This window comes from Winogradskyella sp. (genome assembly GCF_965228925.1).
Taxonomy (GTDB): Bacteria; Bacteroidota; Bacteroidia; order Flavobacteriales; family Flavobacteriaceae; genus Winogradskyella.
This window is the reverse complement of record NZ_OZ245845.1, coordinates 1,310,718-1,327,809: the sequence shown is the minus strand read 5'-3', so window position 1 is coordinate 1,327,809 and position 17,092 is coordinate 1,310,718. Positions and strand designations below refer to the sequence as shown.

The window sequence follows — 17,092 nt, the reverse complement described above, 5'->3', positions numbered from 1 at the left end:
TCCTTTAAATAGGGGATTGCTTGGGACGTTTTGCCCTCGTCATGACAATAATGAGCGCAAATTTAGTGGTATTGCAACACAATTAAAAACTAAACCTTGTAATTATGACAATGAAAGAATACGTTAATTTTAATGACAACAAAAGAGAATCCTCTTTCGTTGTTACTAAGTCAAAATCTATTCATTTATCCTAAATGAGAGCTTAAGTCTAAGTGCATATTGAATTGGAATATCAACCATTTCAGGGTTTATAGTGTGATCAAACCTCGATATATCTGTGCCTTCATAGAAGAAAGTAGCACGCTTCCTCAAATCTTTTTTAACCATTTTATTGTATGTATTATAAGTAGAAACATCTGATGCTTCAAAGGCTTTATAATCTCTGTATTGGATCTTTGGCATTATACATGAACTATTTTCCGACACAATACTAAAACGCTTGCTGAGCGTTAAATCCATGTATTTCTCATACATATTCTTTTTACGGTCTACAACTTTTAGACAAGCTTCAAAAAGTTGATCGTAGATCTTAACCTGATCCGTGTTGAAGTAATCTACTTTTATAATATCAAAAATACTGTGTGAAGCACTTATAGATACAAGCTCATCAAAAATGCTTATATCGTTAAATTCTATGATTATGTTCTTCTTAATCTCATAGCCCATATCAATCTGTTCAGCTACATTTTGATTTAGTTGATAATCATAAATCTTATTCTGTGTAATAAAGTCAACGTATATATCTTTCTCAGTGATATTGAGACGTTTTAGACTCTTTTTTAAACCTTCGATTCTTTCATTTATCTTATCATTACACTCTATTACCGTTTTTCCCTCCTGATGTGCACCTAATACAACTTTGAAAAAATCGGGCTTAGCATTCATCAAAACGTCTACTGTGAATGTTACATTTTTTTCGGAAGCAACTATTTTGGGTTCTGTATTTGAAATTATGTTATAATTATGGTGTGAGTTCTTTCCATAGAGTTGATTTCCTGCTATTTGGGCTGTTGAACTCAGAGCTAATAATGAAATAATGATTGTAACTAGAAACGCTTTCATTGTACTATGTTTTTTTAAAATTTTGAAGTTAAAAATAGTGGCACGCTGCTTTTACGGAAAGCTCAAATGAGTCATAGATACTTCTTGGTATGTGAAAGATTAGTCCGGTTGAGAGAATGCGTTCGGTTGAATTTTTAGTTACTGAAAAATCCCCTTCTCTAAAAACACAATGCTCCAGTTGAGTTTTGAAAGTTTTCATCATGAGCACACCTACCCCGTAAAATCAAATAACAATAATTATCATAAGTTTTTGTTTATTTAAGGATAAGTGGTTAGATATTACTTTACTATTTTTACAGCATTAATCCGTTCTATATGGCTTCATCTTTTGACAAATACCAAAAGCGAAAACTAATTTCATCTTATGTTTCTGTTGTAATCAGCATTGCTTTGGTCTTATTTCTCCTAGGCTGTTTAGGCTTATTGGTCATCAATTCTAAAAAAGTAGCCGATCATTTTAAGGAACAAGTCGTCATGACCATCTACTTAAATGATACCGCTAAAGAAGTTGAAGTCAATCAACTTAAAAAAACCTTGGCCATGGCAGACTACTCTAAGGAAGCTGTCTATGTCTCTAAAGAAGAAGCTGCTGAACTGATGAAAACCGAAACTGGTGAAGATTTTATGGATTTTGTGGGGTATAATCCACTTCAAAATTCTATTGATGTGTATTTAAAAGCCGATTATGTTACGACCGAAAAGCTGAGTGAAATATCGGATGACTTAAGCAATAAATCCTTTATTGAAGAAATACGATACGACAATGATTTGGTGGAGTTAATGAATGATAATGTCAATAAGATTAGTTTTTGGGTATTAATTATTAGTGGACTTTTTACTTTAATTGCTGTGTTGTTGATCAATAGTTCCATTCGATTAGCGGTATACTCTAAACGATTTATTATTAAGACCATGCAAATGGTTGGTGCCACCAAAAGCTTTATTAGAAAACCTTTTGTTTGGAAGAGCATTCAACTTGGTATTATTGGCGCTGTGGTGGCCTTGATCGGTATGGCAATAGTCCTCTATTACTTAGATCGTACTTTCCCTGAATTAGAGCTCCTCAGAAACACGGTAATGATTATCGGCCTTTTTGCCGGCGTCTTCGTTTTGGGCATCGTTATTACTTGGATTAGCACCTTTATCGCTACACAACGCTTCTTGAATTTAAAGACGGATCAGTTGTATTACTAGGTGCAATGAAGTTTTCAATAGAAAAATTACTCGCTTTACCCATGATTTATATTGGGCTCCTGAGTTTACTGGACTTCTTTTTTAAAGATTATGATGATTTAAACAAATTTGAATTAAGTCTTATTAGTTACATTATTATCTTTTGTATTGTATTGCTCATTGTTATGGGCTTTGTTTTGAGACATTCACAAGAAAAAGACAATTTTATAAAAATTGCCAAGAGCTTTGCCTATGGTGTTTTTTTTGGATTCGTTTCCGCACTCTATGTAGGAATGGTTAAAGATCAAACCGCATTTTATCTCAATAAAATCTACGCAAAAAATAGTATTGAAGAACATTTTGAAGTTATACATAGATCAGTAATTGACAATGATAATGTCGTAGGGTTAAAAGCTGTGAATAGCCGTCATTGGTTCAGTACAGAAAATAAATTTTCTAACGAAAATTTAATCTATATTCAGGAAAATGACACTATAAGGATAACCTACGCCATTGGACTTCTCAACCAACCGTTTCTGCCTTACGGCAAACTTGAAATCATCAAATAATATTTAGGGTTGACTTTTCGTTTATCTTAAAACTACCAACCATGAAAACTAAAGTTATCTCCACAGGTATTGGTTTATTAGTAATTATCGCCTGTATGCTACTCCTAAAATCCTGCATCATCCAAAACACCAAGCCCGAAGACTGCGAAGTTATTGCTGTTAAAATCACTAAAATTACCGAAGGTGGTGTTAAGGATATTGTTTTCCATGATGATGGCACAGATTTCTATTATATCAACCGCGGATTGGAACGCGGTTTAAATTTAGATTCCCTTAAGACAAAAGTTTTAAATAAAACCGTTACTTTGCACTTAGCAAAAGTAATTGGTGGCATTACCTCAGAGCATATTTCCCAAATGGCCTTAGGCGATGACATAATCTTTACGGAATTTGAAAACTAATCCTACTTCGCTAAAGCTTCGTAGGACTTAATATAACAACGTGGGAGAAAAAAAACGCAAAGAGCAGTCAAAGGCAGAATTTATCTTCGGAAAGAAAAACTATAAGTTCATGCTTATTGGCTTGGCATGTATTGTTATCGGCTTCATCTTAATGGCTGGTGGCGGAAGTGATGATCCTAATGTTTGGAATCCAGATGTATTTAGTTGGAGACGTATTCGTTTAGCGCCAACCTTAGTGTTAATTGGTTTTGGCATTCAGGTCTACGCCATTCTTCTCAATCCTGATAAAGACAAAAAACCCAAAAACTAAATCGTAAATACCAAATCGTTCTATTTGGAATTTGACATTTGAAGTGTAATATTTGCCCTTATGGAAATTATTGATGCGATTATCTTAGGCATTGTACAGGGCCTTACCGAATTTTTACCAGTGTCTTCTAGTGGCCACCTTGAATTAGGAAAAGCCATTCTTGGTGATAATTCTGTACCCAAAGAAAGTCTCTTGTTTACAGTGGTTCTTCATTTCGCTACGGCGTTGAGCACTATCGTTATTTTTAGACAAGACATTATTCAAATTATAAAAGGTATTCTAAAATTTGAATGGAATGAAGACTTACAATTTTTAATGAAGATCGCCATATCCATGTTACCTGCTGTAGTTGTTGGGCTCTTTTTTGAAGACCAATTAGAGCAGCTGTTTGGCGGCAATATTATGCTCGTAGGATTTATGCTTATTGTGACGGCTATCCTCTTATTCTTGGCAGATAGAGCCAAAGACACGGATAAAAGTGTCTCCTATAGCAATGCCTTTGTTATCGGAATTTCACAAGCGATCGCCATGCTACCTGGAATTTCGCGCTCAGGTGCTACGATTTCTACCTCTGTGCTTCTAGGAAATGATAAAACCAAAGCGGCCCGATTTTCATTTTTAATGGTGGTCCCGCTGATTTTTGGAAAAATAGCCAAGGACGTTTTAAGTGGCGAGATTACTTATGAAAGCACCAACTTTACGACTTTAAGTATTGGCTTCGTTGCAGCGTTTATTGCAGGTTTGTTTGCCTGTAAATGGATGATAGCACTTGTAAAGCAAAGTAAGCTGACCTATTTTGCTATCTATTGTATTGTCGTTGGTCTAATAGCTATTATTTGGTCGTTTGCCTCATGAAAACCTTAGAGGATTTTAAAAATGGCCAAGTCTTACTTATAGACAAACCGCTGCACTGGACCTCTTTTCAAGCCGTGAATAAATTACGTTGGGCCATCCGAAAAGCATTCGCTATCAAAAAAATCAAGGTTGGTCATGCGGGAACCTTAGATCCTTTAGCAACAGGCTTACTCGTAATTTGTACGGGCAAAATGACCAAACAGATCAATACCTTTCAAGGTCAGGAAAAAGCATATACAGGTACTTTTGTTTTAGGTAGTACGACGCCTTCTTACGATTTGGAAACCGATATTGATGCTACTTTCCCGACAAATCATATTACGGAGGACTTGATTCATGAAACTGCAAAACAATTTGTAGGTACTATTGAACAATTCCCACCAGTGTTTTCCGCCATAAAAAAAGAGGGGAAACGCTTGTATGAATTTGCAAGAGCTGGAGAACATGTGGACATCAAATCGCGACAAGTCGAAATCTCTGAATTTGAAATTACCAACATTGATGCTTCGACTGTGCTCAGCACAGGTGCTTCGACTGCGCTTCAACAAGCTCAGCGCGACACACTCAGTACAGGTTTAGAGTTAAAATTTAGAGTAGTCTGTAGCAAAGGCACATATATCCGTTCTTTGGCTCATGACTTCGGAAAAGCACTAAATTCTGGTGCACATTTATCTGAATTACGACGCACACGTATCGGAGATTTTAGAGTCGAAGATGCGCTAAGCCCCGAGGAATTCTTGGCTAATCTCCCTTAAAACACATATTTAACATGAGGTTATGAGGGGCATCTAAACTTTTTCATTATTATATTCGTATATCTAAATGCTAGAAATATCGGTATATTTTGAAACTCATTGAACAATATAAAGCCGCTATTATCACATTTCTTCTCACAGGAACTGTGGTGCTTGCTATGTTTAGTATTCAATTAAAACAAAAAGGGAATCTCATTACGGAAAGTTATTATGAGATCGAACCTGAACCAGAGTTAACGGAGGAAGAGCAAGAAATACTCGAAGCCTTAAATGGAACCGCAACCAATAAGGCATTTAACGAAGATCAAGAATTCAAAGAGTTAATGCGGAATTTTAAGACTGTAAGTGCCAATGATTTTGAGCGCACCACCAAAGCCTTGGAAGATGCCAAAGCTGACGATGTCCAAGAGGAAACTAACATCAATAAATCTTATGCTAACAGCAACGCTTATGCGCTAAATTCAGAAGATACTGAATCCTATAAAAAGCTTCAAGAGGAACTTAATAAGCGATTAGAAAATAAAAAGATCGCCGATGAACATGCGAAATCTAAGAGTACATTGACCTATTCCCTTACGGGTAGGACTATGCAGAATTATGATATTCCAAGGTACCTTTGCGAAAAAGGCGGTAAAATTGTCGTTAGCATCACCGTGAACGGCAATGGCGAGGTCATTGATGCCTTTATTAATGGCTCATCAAATTCAAATAATGCTTGCTTAACGGACCGCGCCTTAGAATATGCTAAAGATGTTCATTTTGATGCCTCAAGTAAAAAAGAGCAGATTGGTACGATCACCTTCCTATTTAAAGGGAAAAATTGATCGACTACGCCTGTCTACAGACAGGCTCAGCCACCAATAACTTAACTCAAAAGATTGACCAAATCTTCAACTGTGGATTGCCCTTTGTCCTTATTGTACCATCGTTGTAAGTCTTCTTTAAACTCTGGTGTTAATTTGCCATGTTCAGTTTTATAGGCATTTACCATTTCAGTTGCCACTGTTGGCCTAGGTCCAAAGGTATTAAGAACTTCATTGGTTTCATTATCAACCATTATTAACTTTGGGATGGCTCTACCTCCATTGGTCAAAAATTGATCCATCAATTTGTCGTTATCATCCCTTAAGACTATTTTATAGTCTATTTGGTCATTGAGCTTCGCCACCATATCTATGACGGGCATTATATGTGCGGCATCCCCACACCAACTCTCTGTTAGCACCAGCCATGTGACTTTTTTATCAAAAGCTTTTATCTTTTCAATAGCTGCTTCAGTAAGCTTTACAGTTTTATCCCAACGCTTCATACGCCTGTCATTCAACATCGTATAATTTATTAAGGCCTCCGTCTTATCATGTCCTGTTGTTGATTTTTCTTCAACTAAGTTTGAGACCAAGGTTCTGTAATTGTCATAAGTCATTGAATGCTCCAAGCTTTGGGCGATGGTGTCGTTTATCATTGTGTTTTCTAATACTTCCATACTACAAAATTAGCTTTGTTTTGTCATAAATTATGTGACATATGTTACCTTAGTAGAATTATGATAAAAAACCTTTCATAAAATGAAAAACGGAGATGTTCAAAGATGTGCTTGGCCCAAAGATGATCCTCTTTATATTAAGTATCATGATGAGGAATGGGGGGTTCCTGTTTATGATGACCATACCTTATTTGAATTCCTAATTCTTGAAACTTTCCAAGCTGGGTTAAGTTGGATAACCATTTTGAGAAAGCGTGAAAACTTTAGAAAAGCTCTTGACAGTTTTAACTATAAGACCATTGCAAATTATGGCGACGACAAATATGAGGAACTTCTTCAAAATTCAGGAATAATAAGAAACAAACTCAAAATAAAGGCCACAATAACCAATGCTCAGGCTTTTATTGAAGTACAGAAAGAATTTGGGAGTTTTTCTGAATACATCTGGGCTTATGTAGATGGAAAACCTATAAAAAACGCCTTAAAAGATCATAGAGATGCACCGGCCAATACACCCTTGAGTGATGCCATAAGTAAAGATTTAAAAAAGCGAGGATTTAAATTTGTAGGTACAACCGTCGTATATGCATTTATGCAGGCCACTGGGATAGTGAATGACCATGAAGTTTCTTGTTTTAGGTATAATGAAGTATAACCTTATAGTTTAGGACCAATGCGACTAGATGTATTACTTATTTTATTGTGCTTTGGACAGCTCGCTCTAAGCCAAACCAAAAACGAAAAGGAAGAACGGATATTGCTATCCGAGTTTCCTGTAGCCGCCCAAAAGGTTATCGAAACACTTCCAAAACATTGTAAGCGCATCAATTTTTATAAAGAAACCGATGGACAGAAACACAGTTTTGAGGCCAAATTTAAATACAAGGGTAAACGCTATAGCTTGGAATTTTCTAATGAAGGTATCATTGAGGACTTAGAGGTCCTAACTAAATTCAAAGCTCTAGATGAGGAAAAAAGAGTCACTATTAAAAACTATTTTAAGTCCTCTTTTAAAAAACACAAGTTGATCAAAGTCCAAAAGCAATATATTTTCAATCCACAATTTGAATCCTCTGAATTCGTCAACCAAATATTATCTCAAAAAACCAGTATTGCACCTAAATTTGAAATCATTGCGGAAGTCAAAGTTGATAAACAGCGCGAATTGAGAGAATTTGAATTCGATAGCGAAGGGACCTTCATAAGTTTCAGAATTGTAAATCAGACGTCCTACGAGCATGTCTTATACTAGATACTTGCTATATGTCTTCACATGTTTTGTAGGCATTCAATCATCAGCGCAATCTAATTTTGAAGGTTTAGGCGAAAGCGGTTTTGCTTTAAACAAACGATTTTCCAGTCATTATAAGTTTAATTTTGCCCTGCGTTCTCGCTATTATATGTATCAAGACGATGCCCTTAGTTTTGAAAACAGACAACTGGACTTTGTTCATTTTTCTACCTTAAATCTAGATTATAACAATGCACTTAGTTTAGGTGTACAATATCGGTTGAGAGCATCCATTGATGGCGGAAGTAACGAATTGCGCTTAACCCAGCAATTTAATTATACAAAAAGTAATCAAGCCCTACGATTCGGGCATCGTGTTAGATTCGAGCAGCGCATTTTAGATGAACTCACAATTTTTAGAAGTCGTTATCGGTTGGCTTTAGATTTTCCACTAAATGGTGAAAAGCTCGACGTAGGCGAAGCTTATTTAATCACCTCCATGGAAGGTTTGCTGAGTATTGGTGCGAAGATAAAGCCTGAACTTGACCATAGAACCACGTCCCAGATCGGCTGGTTAATTTCTGAGACATTGAAACTTCAGTTGGGTTTGGAATATCGCTTCGAAGCCTTTAATATTAAGACGGAAGAAAGATTATTTCTCTTGACATCTGCTATACTCAAAATCTAAAGGTATTTTAGAAATTCTTGTCTCGAAATATGTCTCGCGCCTAGGGTTTCCAAATGTTTCGTATAGATCTGGCAATCAATTAAGTTATAATTAGAATTCTGAACCAAATGGACGAATCCAACCTTACTGGCATTGCTTACATTAGCGAACATACTTTCTCCGCAAAACACACCATTCCCTAAGTCTACACCATACAAGCCTCCTACCAAGGCTCTATCTAGCCAAACTTCGACGGATTTTGCATAGCCCAATTGATACAGTTTAGTGTAAGCACGCTTCATATCCTCAGTAATCCAAGTCCCTTGTTGCCCTTCACGCTTGGTAATGGCACATTGTTCTATAACAGATTCAAAACTTTTATTTACTGTAACTTTAAAAAGGTCTTTCTTCAGTAGTTGTGCCATACTCCTTGATACCTTCAAATCTTTTGGAAAAAGTACAAACCTTGGATCTGGCGACCACCACAATAGCGGTTCCTCATCTTCGAACCAAGGAAAAATCCCATTGGCATAAGCATGCAGCAGTCGTTCAGTAGATAAATCACCACCAACAGCTAAAAGCCCCTCAGATGTAGCTTCTGAGACATCAGGAAATGCTATTTTTTGGGTTAAAAAGTACATAAATCAAGCTTTTTAGCGAATTTTACTGTTAAATAGGGCCCTTTGTTTTGAAAGTATAAGAATTTTATTGATATTTGAATAGGTCTTTATAAAATAAATTTTTTGTTCATCATTGCTTTTTTTTAAGTTTGTTTGTAAAGATCGAAACCTAAAACCACAATACTAAGTCCTGACTAACCATCAGGACTTTTTCTTTTAAAATTAAAAAGGACTTGTTTTAAATAAAAACAAGTCCTTTTATATAATTGTTAAATGTTCTACTTAGAAGGGCAGATCATCATGATCGTCTTCGTTTAAATCACTAACGGGCTCAAAAGCTTCTGCAGGTGGTACCGGAGGCATATCACCACTGGGCGCTTCGGGCTGCAAGGCTTCTATTCTCCATCCTTGGATAGAATTAAAATATTTTGTTTCTCCTTGCGGATTAACCCACTCTCGTCCTCTTAGATTTATACTTATTTTAACCTGTTGACTAACCTGATAGTTATTCAGTAAATCCGTTTTATCTTGGATAAACTCTATCATGAGATGCTGTGGATATTGCTCTTCGGTGGTTACCACGACTTCCCTTTTTCTAAAGCCGTTATTTCCAAAAGTTTGTGTCTCTCCAATCACCTTAATACGTCCTTGTACTTCCATTGTTGCTTAATCTATAATTTAATTTAATGTTGTTCTCTACTCGATAGTCGAGATTTTAATATGCTGGGGTTTACTCTAAAACCAAAACTGTGTTCCTTTACAGAAATTTCCTTTCCGGTGCTAAATTTCTAGGTTACGAAAGTAATAACTTCCAAGCACTTTCTACGTCTCCAAAACTTAAATAATTCTGGGCCAACTTATGCTTTTTTCTATGTGAAGCCGTTTTAATTTCCGGATAGCGTTCACTAATATCCATGACGAACTGATCGACCTCTTCCTGAGAGGGTAGCACATCTACATTAGCCAACATACCAAGATTATTTCCTGTTAGTATCATACTATTCTTCACATGATCTGGTAAAGCGTCAACCCCTATACCCATGGTTCTTAAAGGCTTTGGAATTTCGAAAAAGCCTTTTTTGGCTCTACTGTAATAACTACCACCAGCTCTAGCTACAACATCTAAAGCTTCTTGGTTAATCGTACCGTCAGTGTTCATAACCTCATCCGAGATATGTAACCTTACGACTTCGCAAATCACCAAATTCCCGGCACCACCTTCTGTTCCTAGTTTAATAATATCATTGACCTTACATTCAAATTGAACTGGAGACTCGGCTACTCTAAACGGCTTTACCGCTTCTGACGGTAGCATGGTCAATCCCGCTTTTTCAAATTCATTAACGCCCTCGGGGTATTCGGTACTACTCAAAGACATTTGGTGTACAATATCGTAATTAACGATATTAATCACCACTTCCTTAACCGCTTCTACATTTTGTAAGGTATGCTTAGTTGTATTGTCCCTAACACGTCTCGCAGGCGAGAATATCATAATAGGTGGCCTAGCACTAAACACATTAAAAAAACTAAAAGGCGATAAATTTGGATTGCCATTTAGGTCAATCGTACTTGCAAAAGCAATAGGCCTTGGCGCTACAGCGCTGAGCAAATAACCATGTAGTTTACCTGTAGAAAGGTCTTTGGGATTTAATGAAATCATCTAGTCAACTGATATTCAACAAATATAATTATATTGGTTTGCTGATGAAAGTGTTTTGCATCGCTATTAAGACAATATTATTAACAGTTTTACATTATATTTAAAAAGAAATTGCACTAACTGATGGCCATTAGCTCTAACCGTAATGTAATCCGTTGGATTATTATTCTTTCCTCATTTACTATTGTGTCTTTGATTCTATGGAATACCTATTCCTTTTTTCAAAAATTTAAAGCTGAAGAGCGCTCAAAAATGAAAAGCTGGACTATTGCTTACACAGAATTTGCGAGGAACATTAATTCATCTAGCGAAAATATTGAAATCAATGAAGTCGCTGAATATATAGTTATAGACACTACAATTACAACACCAATGTTATTAGTTGGTAAGGACAACACTGTTATCAACTCAAGAAATATTTTTGGTAAAAACAGATTGAAAGAAAACAGCAATTTTGCTATAGCTCAAAATGAAAAAATTGATTTAGAATATGTAAAAGCGCATAAAATTGATCTGATTTCTAAGTTCGAAAAACAAAATGAGCCTTTAATTATGGAAGACTTAGGTCAGACCTTATATTATGGCAATTCCCCTTTACTCAATAAACTAAAATACTATCCGCTTGCACTTTTATTAATTATTATTCTCTTTGCGGCCGTCGTTTACTTTTTTTACCGTAGTTCCAAAAATGCCGAACAGAATAAGCTTTGGACTGGTATGGCCAAAGAAACCGCACATCAGATAGGCACCCCTTTATCATCTCTTGTGGGTTGGACAGAGATTTTAAAAACCGAGAATATTAATCCGGAGTATATTTCTGAAATTGAAAAAGACATTGATCGCTTGCAAACCATAACCGACCGATTTAGCAAAATTGGATCAGCGCCTACCTTAGAAATGATAGATATTGTTGAAGCCACTAAATCGTCTTATACGTATTTAAAGTCACGATCCTCAAAACTGATAGATTTTGAAATAGAAAGTCCAGATGCGGAAATACCTGTTAGACTCAACCCTCAACTTTACAGTTGGACCATTGAGAATTTGGTTAAAAATGCCATTGATGCCATGAAAGGCAAAGGTCATTTAAAACTTCAGATTGCACAGTCGGATAAACAAGTATCTATCAAAGTATCGGATACGGGTAAAGGGATAGCCAAACATCAATTTGCCAAGATTTTTGAGCCTGGATTCACCACTAAAAAGCGTGGCTGGGGGCTTGGTTTGTCACTGGCCAAACGTATTATAGAAGACTACCATAAAGGTAAAATCAAAGTGCTTCATTCTGAAATCGGAAAAGGAACCACAATCCAGATTGCACTAAAAATAGCTTAAGCTACGGTTTAAAGTGTTCCGCAATCTTTGAGGCAATCGTTTTAAACTCTTCAGCCTCTAGCGCTACCTTATGGGTAAAACGCGCATTCTCCATAGTATGCAGGGGAATTAAGTGCACATGTACATGAGGTACTTCAAGTCCAATGACGGACATTCCTACGCGTTCGCAGGGCACTGCTTTTTCAATGGCTAAGGCCACATCCCTAGAAAACTTCATCAAACCTAAGTACGTAGGTTCGTCTAAATCAAATATCTTATCAACTTCCTTTTTCGGAACACATAGGGTATGACCCTTTGAGTTTGGGTTGATATCTAAAAATGCAAAAAACGCTTCGGTTTCCGCAACTTTATATGATGGGATCTCACCACTAATAATTTTTGTAAATAACGTAGCCATAGCGTGAAGAATTTGAATATCCCATAAAGATAAAAAGATTCCTTAAAAGGAATCTTCAATCTTCTTATATGTCACGGATTTTTCTAAAGTAAACATACGGTTACCTAGAAATCTCTAAAATATCAAATTTCATAGTTCCATTTGGTACTTGTATTTCTGCCGTATCACCAACGGATTTACCCAATAAACCCTTACCGATAGGTGAGTTTACAGAAATCTTCCCTGCAGCTAAATCTGCTTCACTTTCAGCGACTAGGGTATAGGTCATTTCCATGCCATTGGTCTGATTCTTAATTTTCACGATAGATAGGGCTAATACTTTTGAGGTATCTAACTGGGATTCGTCAATAACTCTAGCATTTGCCAAAGTTTCTTCCATTTTAGAAATCTTCATCTCTAACATGCCTTGTGCCTCTTTAGCCGCATCATATTCTGCATTTTCGCTTAAATCTCCTTTATCCCTAGCCTCGGCTATCGCTTGAGACGCTTTAGGGCGCTCAACGTCTTTAAGGTGATTTAATTCTTCTCTTAATTTTTTTAATCCCTCTGCTGTGTAATAAGATACTTTACTCATAATTCATTCGTTTAATACTCGTAATCTCAGTTGTGCTATTTAAAAAAGATCCCGAAACATGCTTCGACATTGTTCAGCACTTGAGTCGGGACAAAGAAAAAATCTCGCGTCAACGAGATTACATTGCAAATATACAAAATATTTACGGCATAGCTGAAATAATCGTAAATTGAACCACAAAAAATATGATGAAAAAGCTCTTAATTATCCTCTCTTTTATCCTCGTTTCATGCAGTGGAGATGATAATAACAATCCTAATTGTAACTTTTTATTTGATGCTGGGGTTAATCTCACAGTCAATACCAATTTACCTCAATTTAATCAATTACAATTCCCTGGTAATGGCGTTTATGTTGCAGGACAAGGCAATAGTGGCATCTGGTTATGGCGTTTAAACTCTTCTACGCTTTTAGCTTGGGATGCAGCAGATCCGAGTCGCCCACCAGCTGCATGTTCTACCCTCACTGATATTGGTGGAGGTATCGTAGAATCTGGTTGTGAAGATGCTCCCAACCAATACAGTTTACTCACTGGTCAAGGTTTTGATGGAAACTCGAGCCCCTGTACATTAAAACCCTATAGAGTGGATAACCTAGGCAATGAGCAATATTTAGTTATAAATTAAAGCTATACCAAGGGCTTCATCTCGAAACCCTTGGTATTATATTGATTTAATGCTTTACGAATCAAAAATTAAGCGTTAATCCCAATAGGAAGTTTGTTGTCGCCTGTGGATAGAACCCAGAGAAAAACCCCGTTGTGATTCCTGTTGGACTACTTGAATCATCAAAATCGAAGGATCCAAAATACCCGTTAGACACATATTTTTCATTAAAAATATTATTGACTAATCCCGTAAAAACAGCAGATTTAAAGAATGGCCTTTTTTGAGATTCCTCGCTTCCTCCGAATGACAAGGTATAGGTTACATTAAAATCGTTGACAAAGAAACTGTCTAATTTCGATTCTGGATTTTCAGTATTACCCATAAATTGCTCCCCTACATATTTACTTAACAAGGACATTTGTAGGCTCCGAATCGGTTGAAATACAATGGCATTGGCTGCAATTATGTCGGGTGAAAACGCAATGTCCGTGCTACCCAGGTTTTGGAATTCGCCATCAATCGAAACTATGGTCTCTTGGTTCTTATTTGTGCTTAATGTTAAATTAGGTTGTAAAGTTAACTTAGGAGTAACAGGTATTACAGCTTCTAATTCTAGGCCTAGTCGATAACTTTCACCACTGTTATCCCTCAATTGTGCGCCTACGTCATTAATTTCACCTGTAAGTACTAGCTGTTCATTATAGAGCATTACATAACCATTAGCACTGAAGCTGAAATTTCCTTTTCTATGTCGCCAACCTAATTCAAAATCATTGAGTTGTTCTGGCTCAATATCTGGATTATTTTCAAATTCGTCTCGGCTAGGTTCTCTGTTAGCTCGTGCATATGAAAAATAGAAATCATTATTATCATTTAAGGCGTAAGTAATCCCAGCTTTTGGATTAAAAAATGTATAATTCTCGTCAACATTAAAATTTGTAAGATTTGAGTTGATTCCTGAAGTTTCATAGTTGACGTTGCGCAATTGTAAATCACCATATAATTGAATGCGCTCATTTAGCTTATAATTTGCTTTTGCAAATGTTGAAAATTCATTCTTTTTCGCATTACCATCATAATAACGATCTCTTATCTCGCTCTGACTCGCAAATTCTGCCCAAATCACCTCACCAAAGTGATCTCCATCATAATGACTAAATGAGCCCCCAAAAATCATATCGATATCATTGTTCTTATAATTGGCACTGGCATTAATAACATAAAAATCATTATCTAACCAGCGACGGCGAATCAAATCAGTGGTATTAACCGTTTCACCATTAACCGTTAATTCTTCAAAACCATAGGTCGAAAAATCGTCATCTTCTCTAAACTGTTCAAAATAACCGCGACCGTAAGTATAGTTTAAACCTAAGGTTGTAGACCAGTTATTATTGTAGCGTTGGTTCCAATGTAATTGATAATGGTCCTGACTATAATTATCGACTTCATTATCGTAAAACCGTGTATTTCCTTCATCATCAGTATATTCACCTGAAGGATTAAACGTGCGATCTTCTCTAAGTTGTTCGGCAGTAATACCATTCCATGCTTGGTAAGTGACTTCATTACCGCCAAATACTACAGCTTTGATAAGTGTATTATCGTCTATATAAGCGCCTTGCAAGAAATAGGATTTTAAATCCGCCGATGCTCTATCGATATAGCCATCTGATGAAATGTTGGATAATCTTCCTGCAATTTCGAAATGATCATTCATCAGTCCTGTACTGAACTTAACGGTGTGCTTTCTGGTATTGAAACTCCCAAAGGAATTGGAAATTTCACCAGTAGCCTCTTGCGAAACAGCATCTGTAAGAATATTGATACTCGCTCCAAATGCTCCAGAACCATTAGTAGATGTCCCTACACCACGTTGTAGCTGTAGACTTTCTATAGATGATGCGAAATCACCTAAGTTTACCCAAAAGGTACCTAAGGATTCTGCGTCATTATACGGAATTCCATTGATGGTCATATTAGTAGATTGTGAGCTTACCCCTCTGACTCTAATCCCTGTATAACCGACACCTGCACCGGCATCACTGGTCGTAACAACTGAAGGCAAAAAATTAAGTAAAATAGGAACGTCTTGACCCAAATTGCGTTTGGCGATTTCCTTTTTGGACACATTGGTGTGTGTAATTGGTGATTTGGCGTCTACGCGAACCGATTTTACCAAAACTTCGTCTAGCTTTTCTACCTTAATGGAATCTTGTTGTTTTTCTTGCCCGTAAATAGAACTCAGACTTAATAAAAAAATGAATAGTGATAATCTCTGCCTGGTTTTTTTTGAGAGATTGTTGAATAAATTTTTCATCACGATTAAATAAATTATAATCGAATAAAAAGAGGTTATTATTCTTGGTTAATAAAATAATAATTGAGCTTTGGACGTGTGTGACTAGGAACGTTGGTTATTGACTCTGAATCTCTTTATGGCTATCGATTAAGTCCTATCAGATTCTGAAGTATAAACCAACATTGATGACCTAATCGCACGCGCCGAAAATATCAGTCCTTCGACAAGCTCAGGAACCACAAGACATTTTCTTGACGCTCGCTTCCTAAACAGCATTACCTGTTCTAGGTTCAATGGGTATGATCTCAGCCCCTTAAGTATGCAGTCACAGTATGCAGTTAGCAGCAGAAACTGCCTACTGAGTACCGAAAACTGAATACTAAAAAAAGCACCCCTTTTTGAGAACGGCGCAAAGATAAACTACAAATTACTAATGGCAAATGATTATTGATGAATTCTTTTAATTGAACTTGAAATGTCAGTTCGAGCCTACCTGCTCGGCAGACAGGTGTCCCGACTGTGAACGTCGGGATGTATCGAGAACTTTTAGAACCTACAGTCTAAAACTTCCCAATAGTTCTGCTGAGCACTTCGACAGGCTCAGTGTGGCACAAGTCGAAGTACGATTTCGATCCCGAAAGCTATTGGAATGAAATCGCTCGAAGTGACAGCATAACGTTTTAATCAATATTGGGCTTTTTGCGATACGCTTTCTTTTCTGAGTTTTTGCGCTTAGTTTCTAATCGCTTTTGCTTTACAGCCCTTGGGATCTTCGTTGGTTTGCGTTCCTTATCCTCTTTTAAGCCTTCTTCAATGAGTCCTAGAAAGCGTTGGGTGACCAAGGCTTTATTCCTAAACTGACTTCGACTTTCGTCAGAATCTAGAATCAATATCCCTTGCTTATTCAATCTATTTTTGAAAAACGATTTTAAGCGTTGCTTTTTTTCATCAGAAAACGCTTTGGAGTTTTCTAAGTCAAAATACAAGACCACTTTAGAGGCAACCTTATTGACATTTTGTCCACCGCTTCCAGAACTTCGTACTGCTTTATAAGTCAATTCCGATTTTAAGACTTCAATCTGCACAA

General features: G+C 36.6%; 21 protein-coding genes. 12 read left to right on the top strand and 9 right to left on the bottom strand.

The window, feature by feature from the left end:
• Positions 1-177: 177 nt before the first annotated feature.
• Positions 178-1,062 (bottom strand): SIMPL domain-containing protein, encoded by an 885-nt coding sequence (locus tag ACO052_RS05555; protein WP_422107008.1) that lies wholly within the window; start codon positions 1,060-1,062, stop codon positions 178-180.
• Positions 1,063-1,377: 315 nt separating this feature from the next.
• Here ACO052_RS05555 and ACO052_RS05550 point away from each other — a divergent pair, with 315 nt between their 5' ends.
• From ACO052_RS05550 to ACO052_RS05520, 7 genes are all read left to right on the top strand, one after another.
• Positions 1,378-2,256, top strand: a complete 879-nt coding sequence (locus ACO052_RS05550; protein ID WP_422107007.1) for a cell division protein FtsX — start codon at positions 1,378-1,380, stop codon at positions 2,254-2,256.
• A 5-nt stretch (positions 2,257-2,261) separates the two neighbouring features.
• Positions 2,262-2,804: a hypothetical protein gene (locus ACO052_RS05545; protein WP_422107006.1), complete on the top strand. Its 543-nt coding sequence runs from the start codon at positions 2,262-2,264 to the stop codon at positions 2,802-2,804.
• Between the two features lie 41 nt (positions 2,805-2,845).
• Entirely contained in the window at positions 2,846-3,205 is a 360-nt protein-coding gene (locus ACO052_RS05540; protein WP_422107005.1) for a hypothetical protein, read from the top strand.
• 40 nt (positions 3,206-3,245) lie between these two features.
• Complete coding sequence (locus ACO052_RS05535) at positions 3,246-3,515, top strand: DUF3098 domain-containing protein (protein WP_422107004.1); 270 nt, start codon at positions 3,246-3,248, stop codon at positions 3,513-3,515.
• Positions 3,516-3,575: 60 nt separating this feature from the next.
• A complete protein-coding gene (locus ACO052_RS05530; protein ID WP_422107003.1) occupies positions 3,576-4,370 on the top strand; it encodes an undecaprenyl-diphosphate phosphatase in 795 nt (264 codons plus the stop codon).
• Entirely contained in the window at positions 4,367-5,125 is a 759-nt protein-coding gene (gene truB, locus ACO052_RS05525) for a tRNA pseudouridine(55) synthase TruB (protein ID WP_422107002.1), read from the top strand. The genes ACO052_RS05530 and truB overlap by 4 nt, the downstream gene beginning before the upstream one ends.
• Before the next feature lie 89 nt (positions 5,126-5,214).
• Complete coding sequence (locus ACO052_RS05520) at positions 5,215-5,949, top strand: energy transducer TonB family protein (protein ID WP_422107001.1); 735 nt, start codon at positions 5,215-5,217, stop codon at positions 5,947-5,949.
• 41 nt (positions 5,950-5,990) lie between these two features.
• Here ACO052_RS05520 and ACO052_RS05515 read toward each other — a convergent pair whose 3' ends face one another.
• On the bottom strand, positions 5,991-6,608 hold the full coding sequence (locus ACO052_RS05515; RefSeq protein WP_422107000.1) for a thioredoxin family protein: 618 nt from the start codon (positions 6,606-6,608) through the stop codon (positions 5,991-5,993).
• 82 nt (positions 6,609-6,690) lie between these two features.
• On the opposite strand from ACO052_RS05515, the gene ACO052_RS05510 reads away from it, so the two are divergent.
• Genes ACO052_RS05510 through ACO052_RS05500 form a run of 3 tightly spaced genes read left to right on the top strand, consistent with a single transcriptional unit; the run spans position 6,691 to position 8,527 of the window.
• Positions 6,691-7,263, top strand: coding sequence for a DNA-3-methyladenine glycosylase I (locus ACO052_RS05510; RefSeq protein WP_422106999.1), 573 nt, complete (start codon positions 6,691-6,693; stop codon positions 7,261-7,263).
• Positions 7,264-7,281: 18 nt separating this feature from the next.
• Positions 7,282-7,860: a hypothetical protein gene (locus ACO052_RS05505; protein ID WP_422106998.1), complete on the top strand. Its 579-nt coding sequence runs from the start codon at positions 7,282-7,284 to the stop codon at positions 7,858-7,860.
• Positions 7,847-8,527, top strand: coding sequence for a DUF2490 domain-containing protein (locus ACO052_RS05500; RefSeq protein ID WP_422106996.1), 681 nt, complete (start codon positions 7,847-7,849; stop codon positions 8,525-8,527). The genes ACO052_RS05505 and ACO052_RS05500 overlap by 14 nt, the downstream gene beginning before the upstream one ends.
• Here the strand turns inward: ACO052_RS05500 and aat are convergent.
• The 3 genes from aat to ACO052_RS05485 all read right to left on the bottom strand — a co-directional run bounded on the left by aat (position 8,524) and on the right by ACO052_RS05485 (position 10,789).
• Positions 8,524-9,147: a leucyl/phenylalanyl-tRNA--protein transferase gene (aat, locus tag ACO052_RS05495; protein WP_422106995.1), complete on the bottom strand. Its 624-nt coding sequence runs from the start codon at positions 9,145-9,147 to the stop codon at positions 8,524-8,526. The two genes, ACO052_RS05500 and aat, sit on opposite strands and share 4 nt — an antisense overlap.
• A gap of 261 nt (positions 9,148-9,408) precedes the next feature.
• Positions 9,409-9,786, bottom strand: a complete 378-nt coding sequence (locus ACO052_RS05490) for a DUF3127 domain-containing protein (RefSeq protein ID WP_422106994.1) — start codon at positions 9,784-9,786, stop codon at positions 9,409-9,411.
• Between the two features lie 133 nt (positions 9,787-9,919).
• The gene (locus tag ACO052_RS05485; RefSeq protein ID WP_422106993.1) at positions 9,920-10,789 is read right to left on the bottom strand and encodes a flavin reductase family protein; all 870 of its coding nucleotides are present in this window, start codon (positions 10,787-10,789) and stop codon (positions 9,920-9,922) included.
• Between the two features lie 123 nt (positions 10,790-10,912).
• On the opposite strand from ACO052_RS05485, the gene ACO052_RS05480 reads away from it, so the two are divergent.
• Positions 10,913-12,124 carry a sensor histidine kinase gene (locus ACO052_RS05480; protein ID WP_422106992.1) on the top strand — a complete coding sequence of 404 codons (1,212 nt, stop codon included), beginning with the start codon at positions 10,913-10,915 and terminating at the stop codon, positions 12,122-12,124.
• Between the two features lies 1 nt (position 12,125).
• On the opposite strand, the gene ACO052_RS05475 is transcribed toward ACO052_RS05480, so the two are convergent.
• Both ACO052_RS05475 and greA read right to left on the bottom strand, forming a co-directional pair.
• Complete coding sequence (locus ACO052_RS05475) at positions 12,126-12,521, bottom strand: HIT family protein (RefSeq protein ID WP_422106991.1); 396 nt, start codon at positions 12,519-12,521, stop codon at positions 12,126-12,128.
• A gap of 100 nt (positions 12,522-12,621) precedes the next feature.
• On the bottom strand, positions 12,622-13,095 hold the full coding sequence (gene greA / locus ACO052_RS05470) for a transcription elongation factor GreA (RefSeq protein WP_422106990.1): 474 nt from the start codon (positions 13,093-13,095) through the stop codon (positions 12,622-12,624).
• A 185-nt stretch (positions 13,096-13,280) separates the two neighbouring features.
• On the opposite strand from greA, the gene ACO052_RS05465 reads away from it, so the two are divergent.
• Entirely contained in the window at positions 13,281-13,721 is a 441-nt protein-coding gene (locus tag ACO052_RS05465) for a hypothetical protein (protein WP_422106989.1), read from the top strand.
• A gap of 61 nt (positions 13,722-13,782) precedes the next feature.
• On the opposite strand, the gene ACO052_RS05460 is transcribed toward ACO052_RS05465, so the two are convergent.
• Together ACO052_RS05460 and arfB are read right to left on the bottom strand one after the other, a co-directional pair.
• Positions 13,783-16,023: a TonB-dependent receptor gene (locus tag ACO052_RS05460; RefSeq protein WP_422106988.1), complete on the bottom strand. Its 2,241-nt coding sequence runs from the start codon at positions 16,021-16,023 to the stop codon at positions 13,783-13,785.
• A 662-nt stretch (positions 16,024-16,685) separates the two neighbouring features.
• The gene (gene arfB, locus ACO052_RS05455; protein ID WP_422106987.1) at positions 16,686-17,090 is read right to left on the bottom strand and encodes an alternative ribosome rescue aminoacyl-tRNA hydrolase ArfB; all 405 of its coding nucleotides are present in this window, start codon (positions 17,088-17,090) and stop codon (positions 16,686-16,688) included.
• Positions 17,091-17,092 lie beyond the last annotated feature (2 nt).

What these genes read in the sequence shown, in the direction of transcription:
- ACO052_RS05555 (WP_422107008.1), bottom strand. Translation starts at nt 1,062, where the DNA reads ATGAAAGCGTTTCTAGTTACAATCATTATTTCATTATTAGCTCTGAGT.
- ACO052_RS05550 (WP_422107007.1), top strand. Translation starts at nt 1,378, where the DNA reads ATGGCTTCATCTTTTGACAAATACCAAAAGCGAAAACTAATTTCATCT.
- ACO052_RS05545 (WP_422107006.1), top strand. Translation starts at nt 2,262, where the DNA reads ATGAAGTTTTCAATAGAAAAATTACTCGCTTTACCCATGATTTATATT.
- ACO052_RS05540 (WP_422107005.1), top strand. Translation starts at nt 2,846, where the DNA reads ATGAAAACTAAAGTTATCTCCACAGGTATTGGTTTATTAGTAATTATC.
- ACO052_RS05530 (WP_422107003.1), top strand. Translation starts at nt 3,576, where the DNA reads ATGGAAATTATTGATGCGATTATCTTAGGCATTGTACAGGGCCTTACC.
- truB (WP_422107002.1), top strand. Translation starts at nt 4,367, where the DNA reads ATGAAAACCTTAGAGGATTTTAAAAATGGCCAAGTCTTACTTATAGAC.
- ACO052_RS05515 (WP_422107000.1), bottom strand. Translation starts at nt 6,608, where the DNA reads ATGGAAGTATTAGAAAACACAATGATAAACGACACCATCGCCCAAAGC.
- ACO052_RS05510 (WP_422106999.1), top strand. Translation starts at nt 6,691, where the DNA reads ATGAAAAACGGAGATGTTCAAAGATGTGCTTGGCCCAAAGATGATCCT.
- ACO052_RS05505 (WP_422106998.1), top strand. Translation starts at nt 7,282, where the DNA reads ATGCGACTAGATGTATTACTTATTTTATTGTGCTTTGGACAGCTCGCT.
- ACO052_RS05500 (WP_422106996.1), top strand. Translation starts at nt 7,847, where the DNA reads ATGTCTTATACTAGATACTTGCTATATGTCTTCACATGTTTTGTAGGC.
- aat (WP_422106995.1), bottom strand. Translation starts at nt 9,147, where the DNA reads ATGTACTTTTTAACCCAAAAAATAGCATTTCCTGATGTCTCAGAAGCT.
- ACO052_RS05490 (WP_422106994.1), bottom strand. Translation starts at nt 9,786, where the DNA reads ATGGAAGTACAAGGACGTATTAAGGTGATTGGAGAGACACAAACTTTT.
- ACO052_RS05485 (WP_422106993.1), bottom strand. Translation starts at nt 10,789, where the DNA reads ATGATTTCATTAAATCCCAAAGACCTTTCTACAGGTAAACTACATGGT.
- ACO052_RS05480 (WP_422106992.1), top strand. Translation starts at nt 10,913, where the DNA reads ATGGCCATTAGCTCTAACCGTAATGTAATCCGTTGGATTATTATTCTT.
- ACO052_RS05475 (WP_422106991.1), bottom strand. Translation starts at nt 12,521, where the DNA reads ATGGCTACGTTATTTACAAAAATTATTAGTGGTGAGATCCCATCATAT.
- greA (WP_422106990.1), bottom strand. Translation starts at nt 13,095, where the DNA reads ATGAGTAAAGTATCTTATTACACAGCAGAGGGATTAAAAAAATTAAGA.
- ACO052_RS05465 (WP_422106989.1), top strand. Translation starts at nt 13,281, where the DNA reads ATGATGAAAAAGCTCTTAATTATCCTCTCTTTTATCCTCGTTTCATGC.
- ACO052_RS05460 (WP_422106988.1), bottom strand. Translation starts at nt 16,023, where the DNA reads ATGAAAAATTTATTCAACAATCTCTCAAAAAAAACCAGGCAGAGATTA.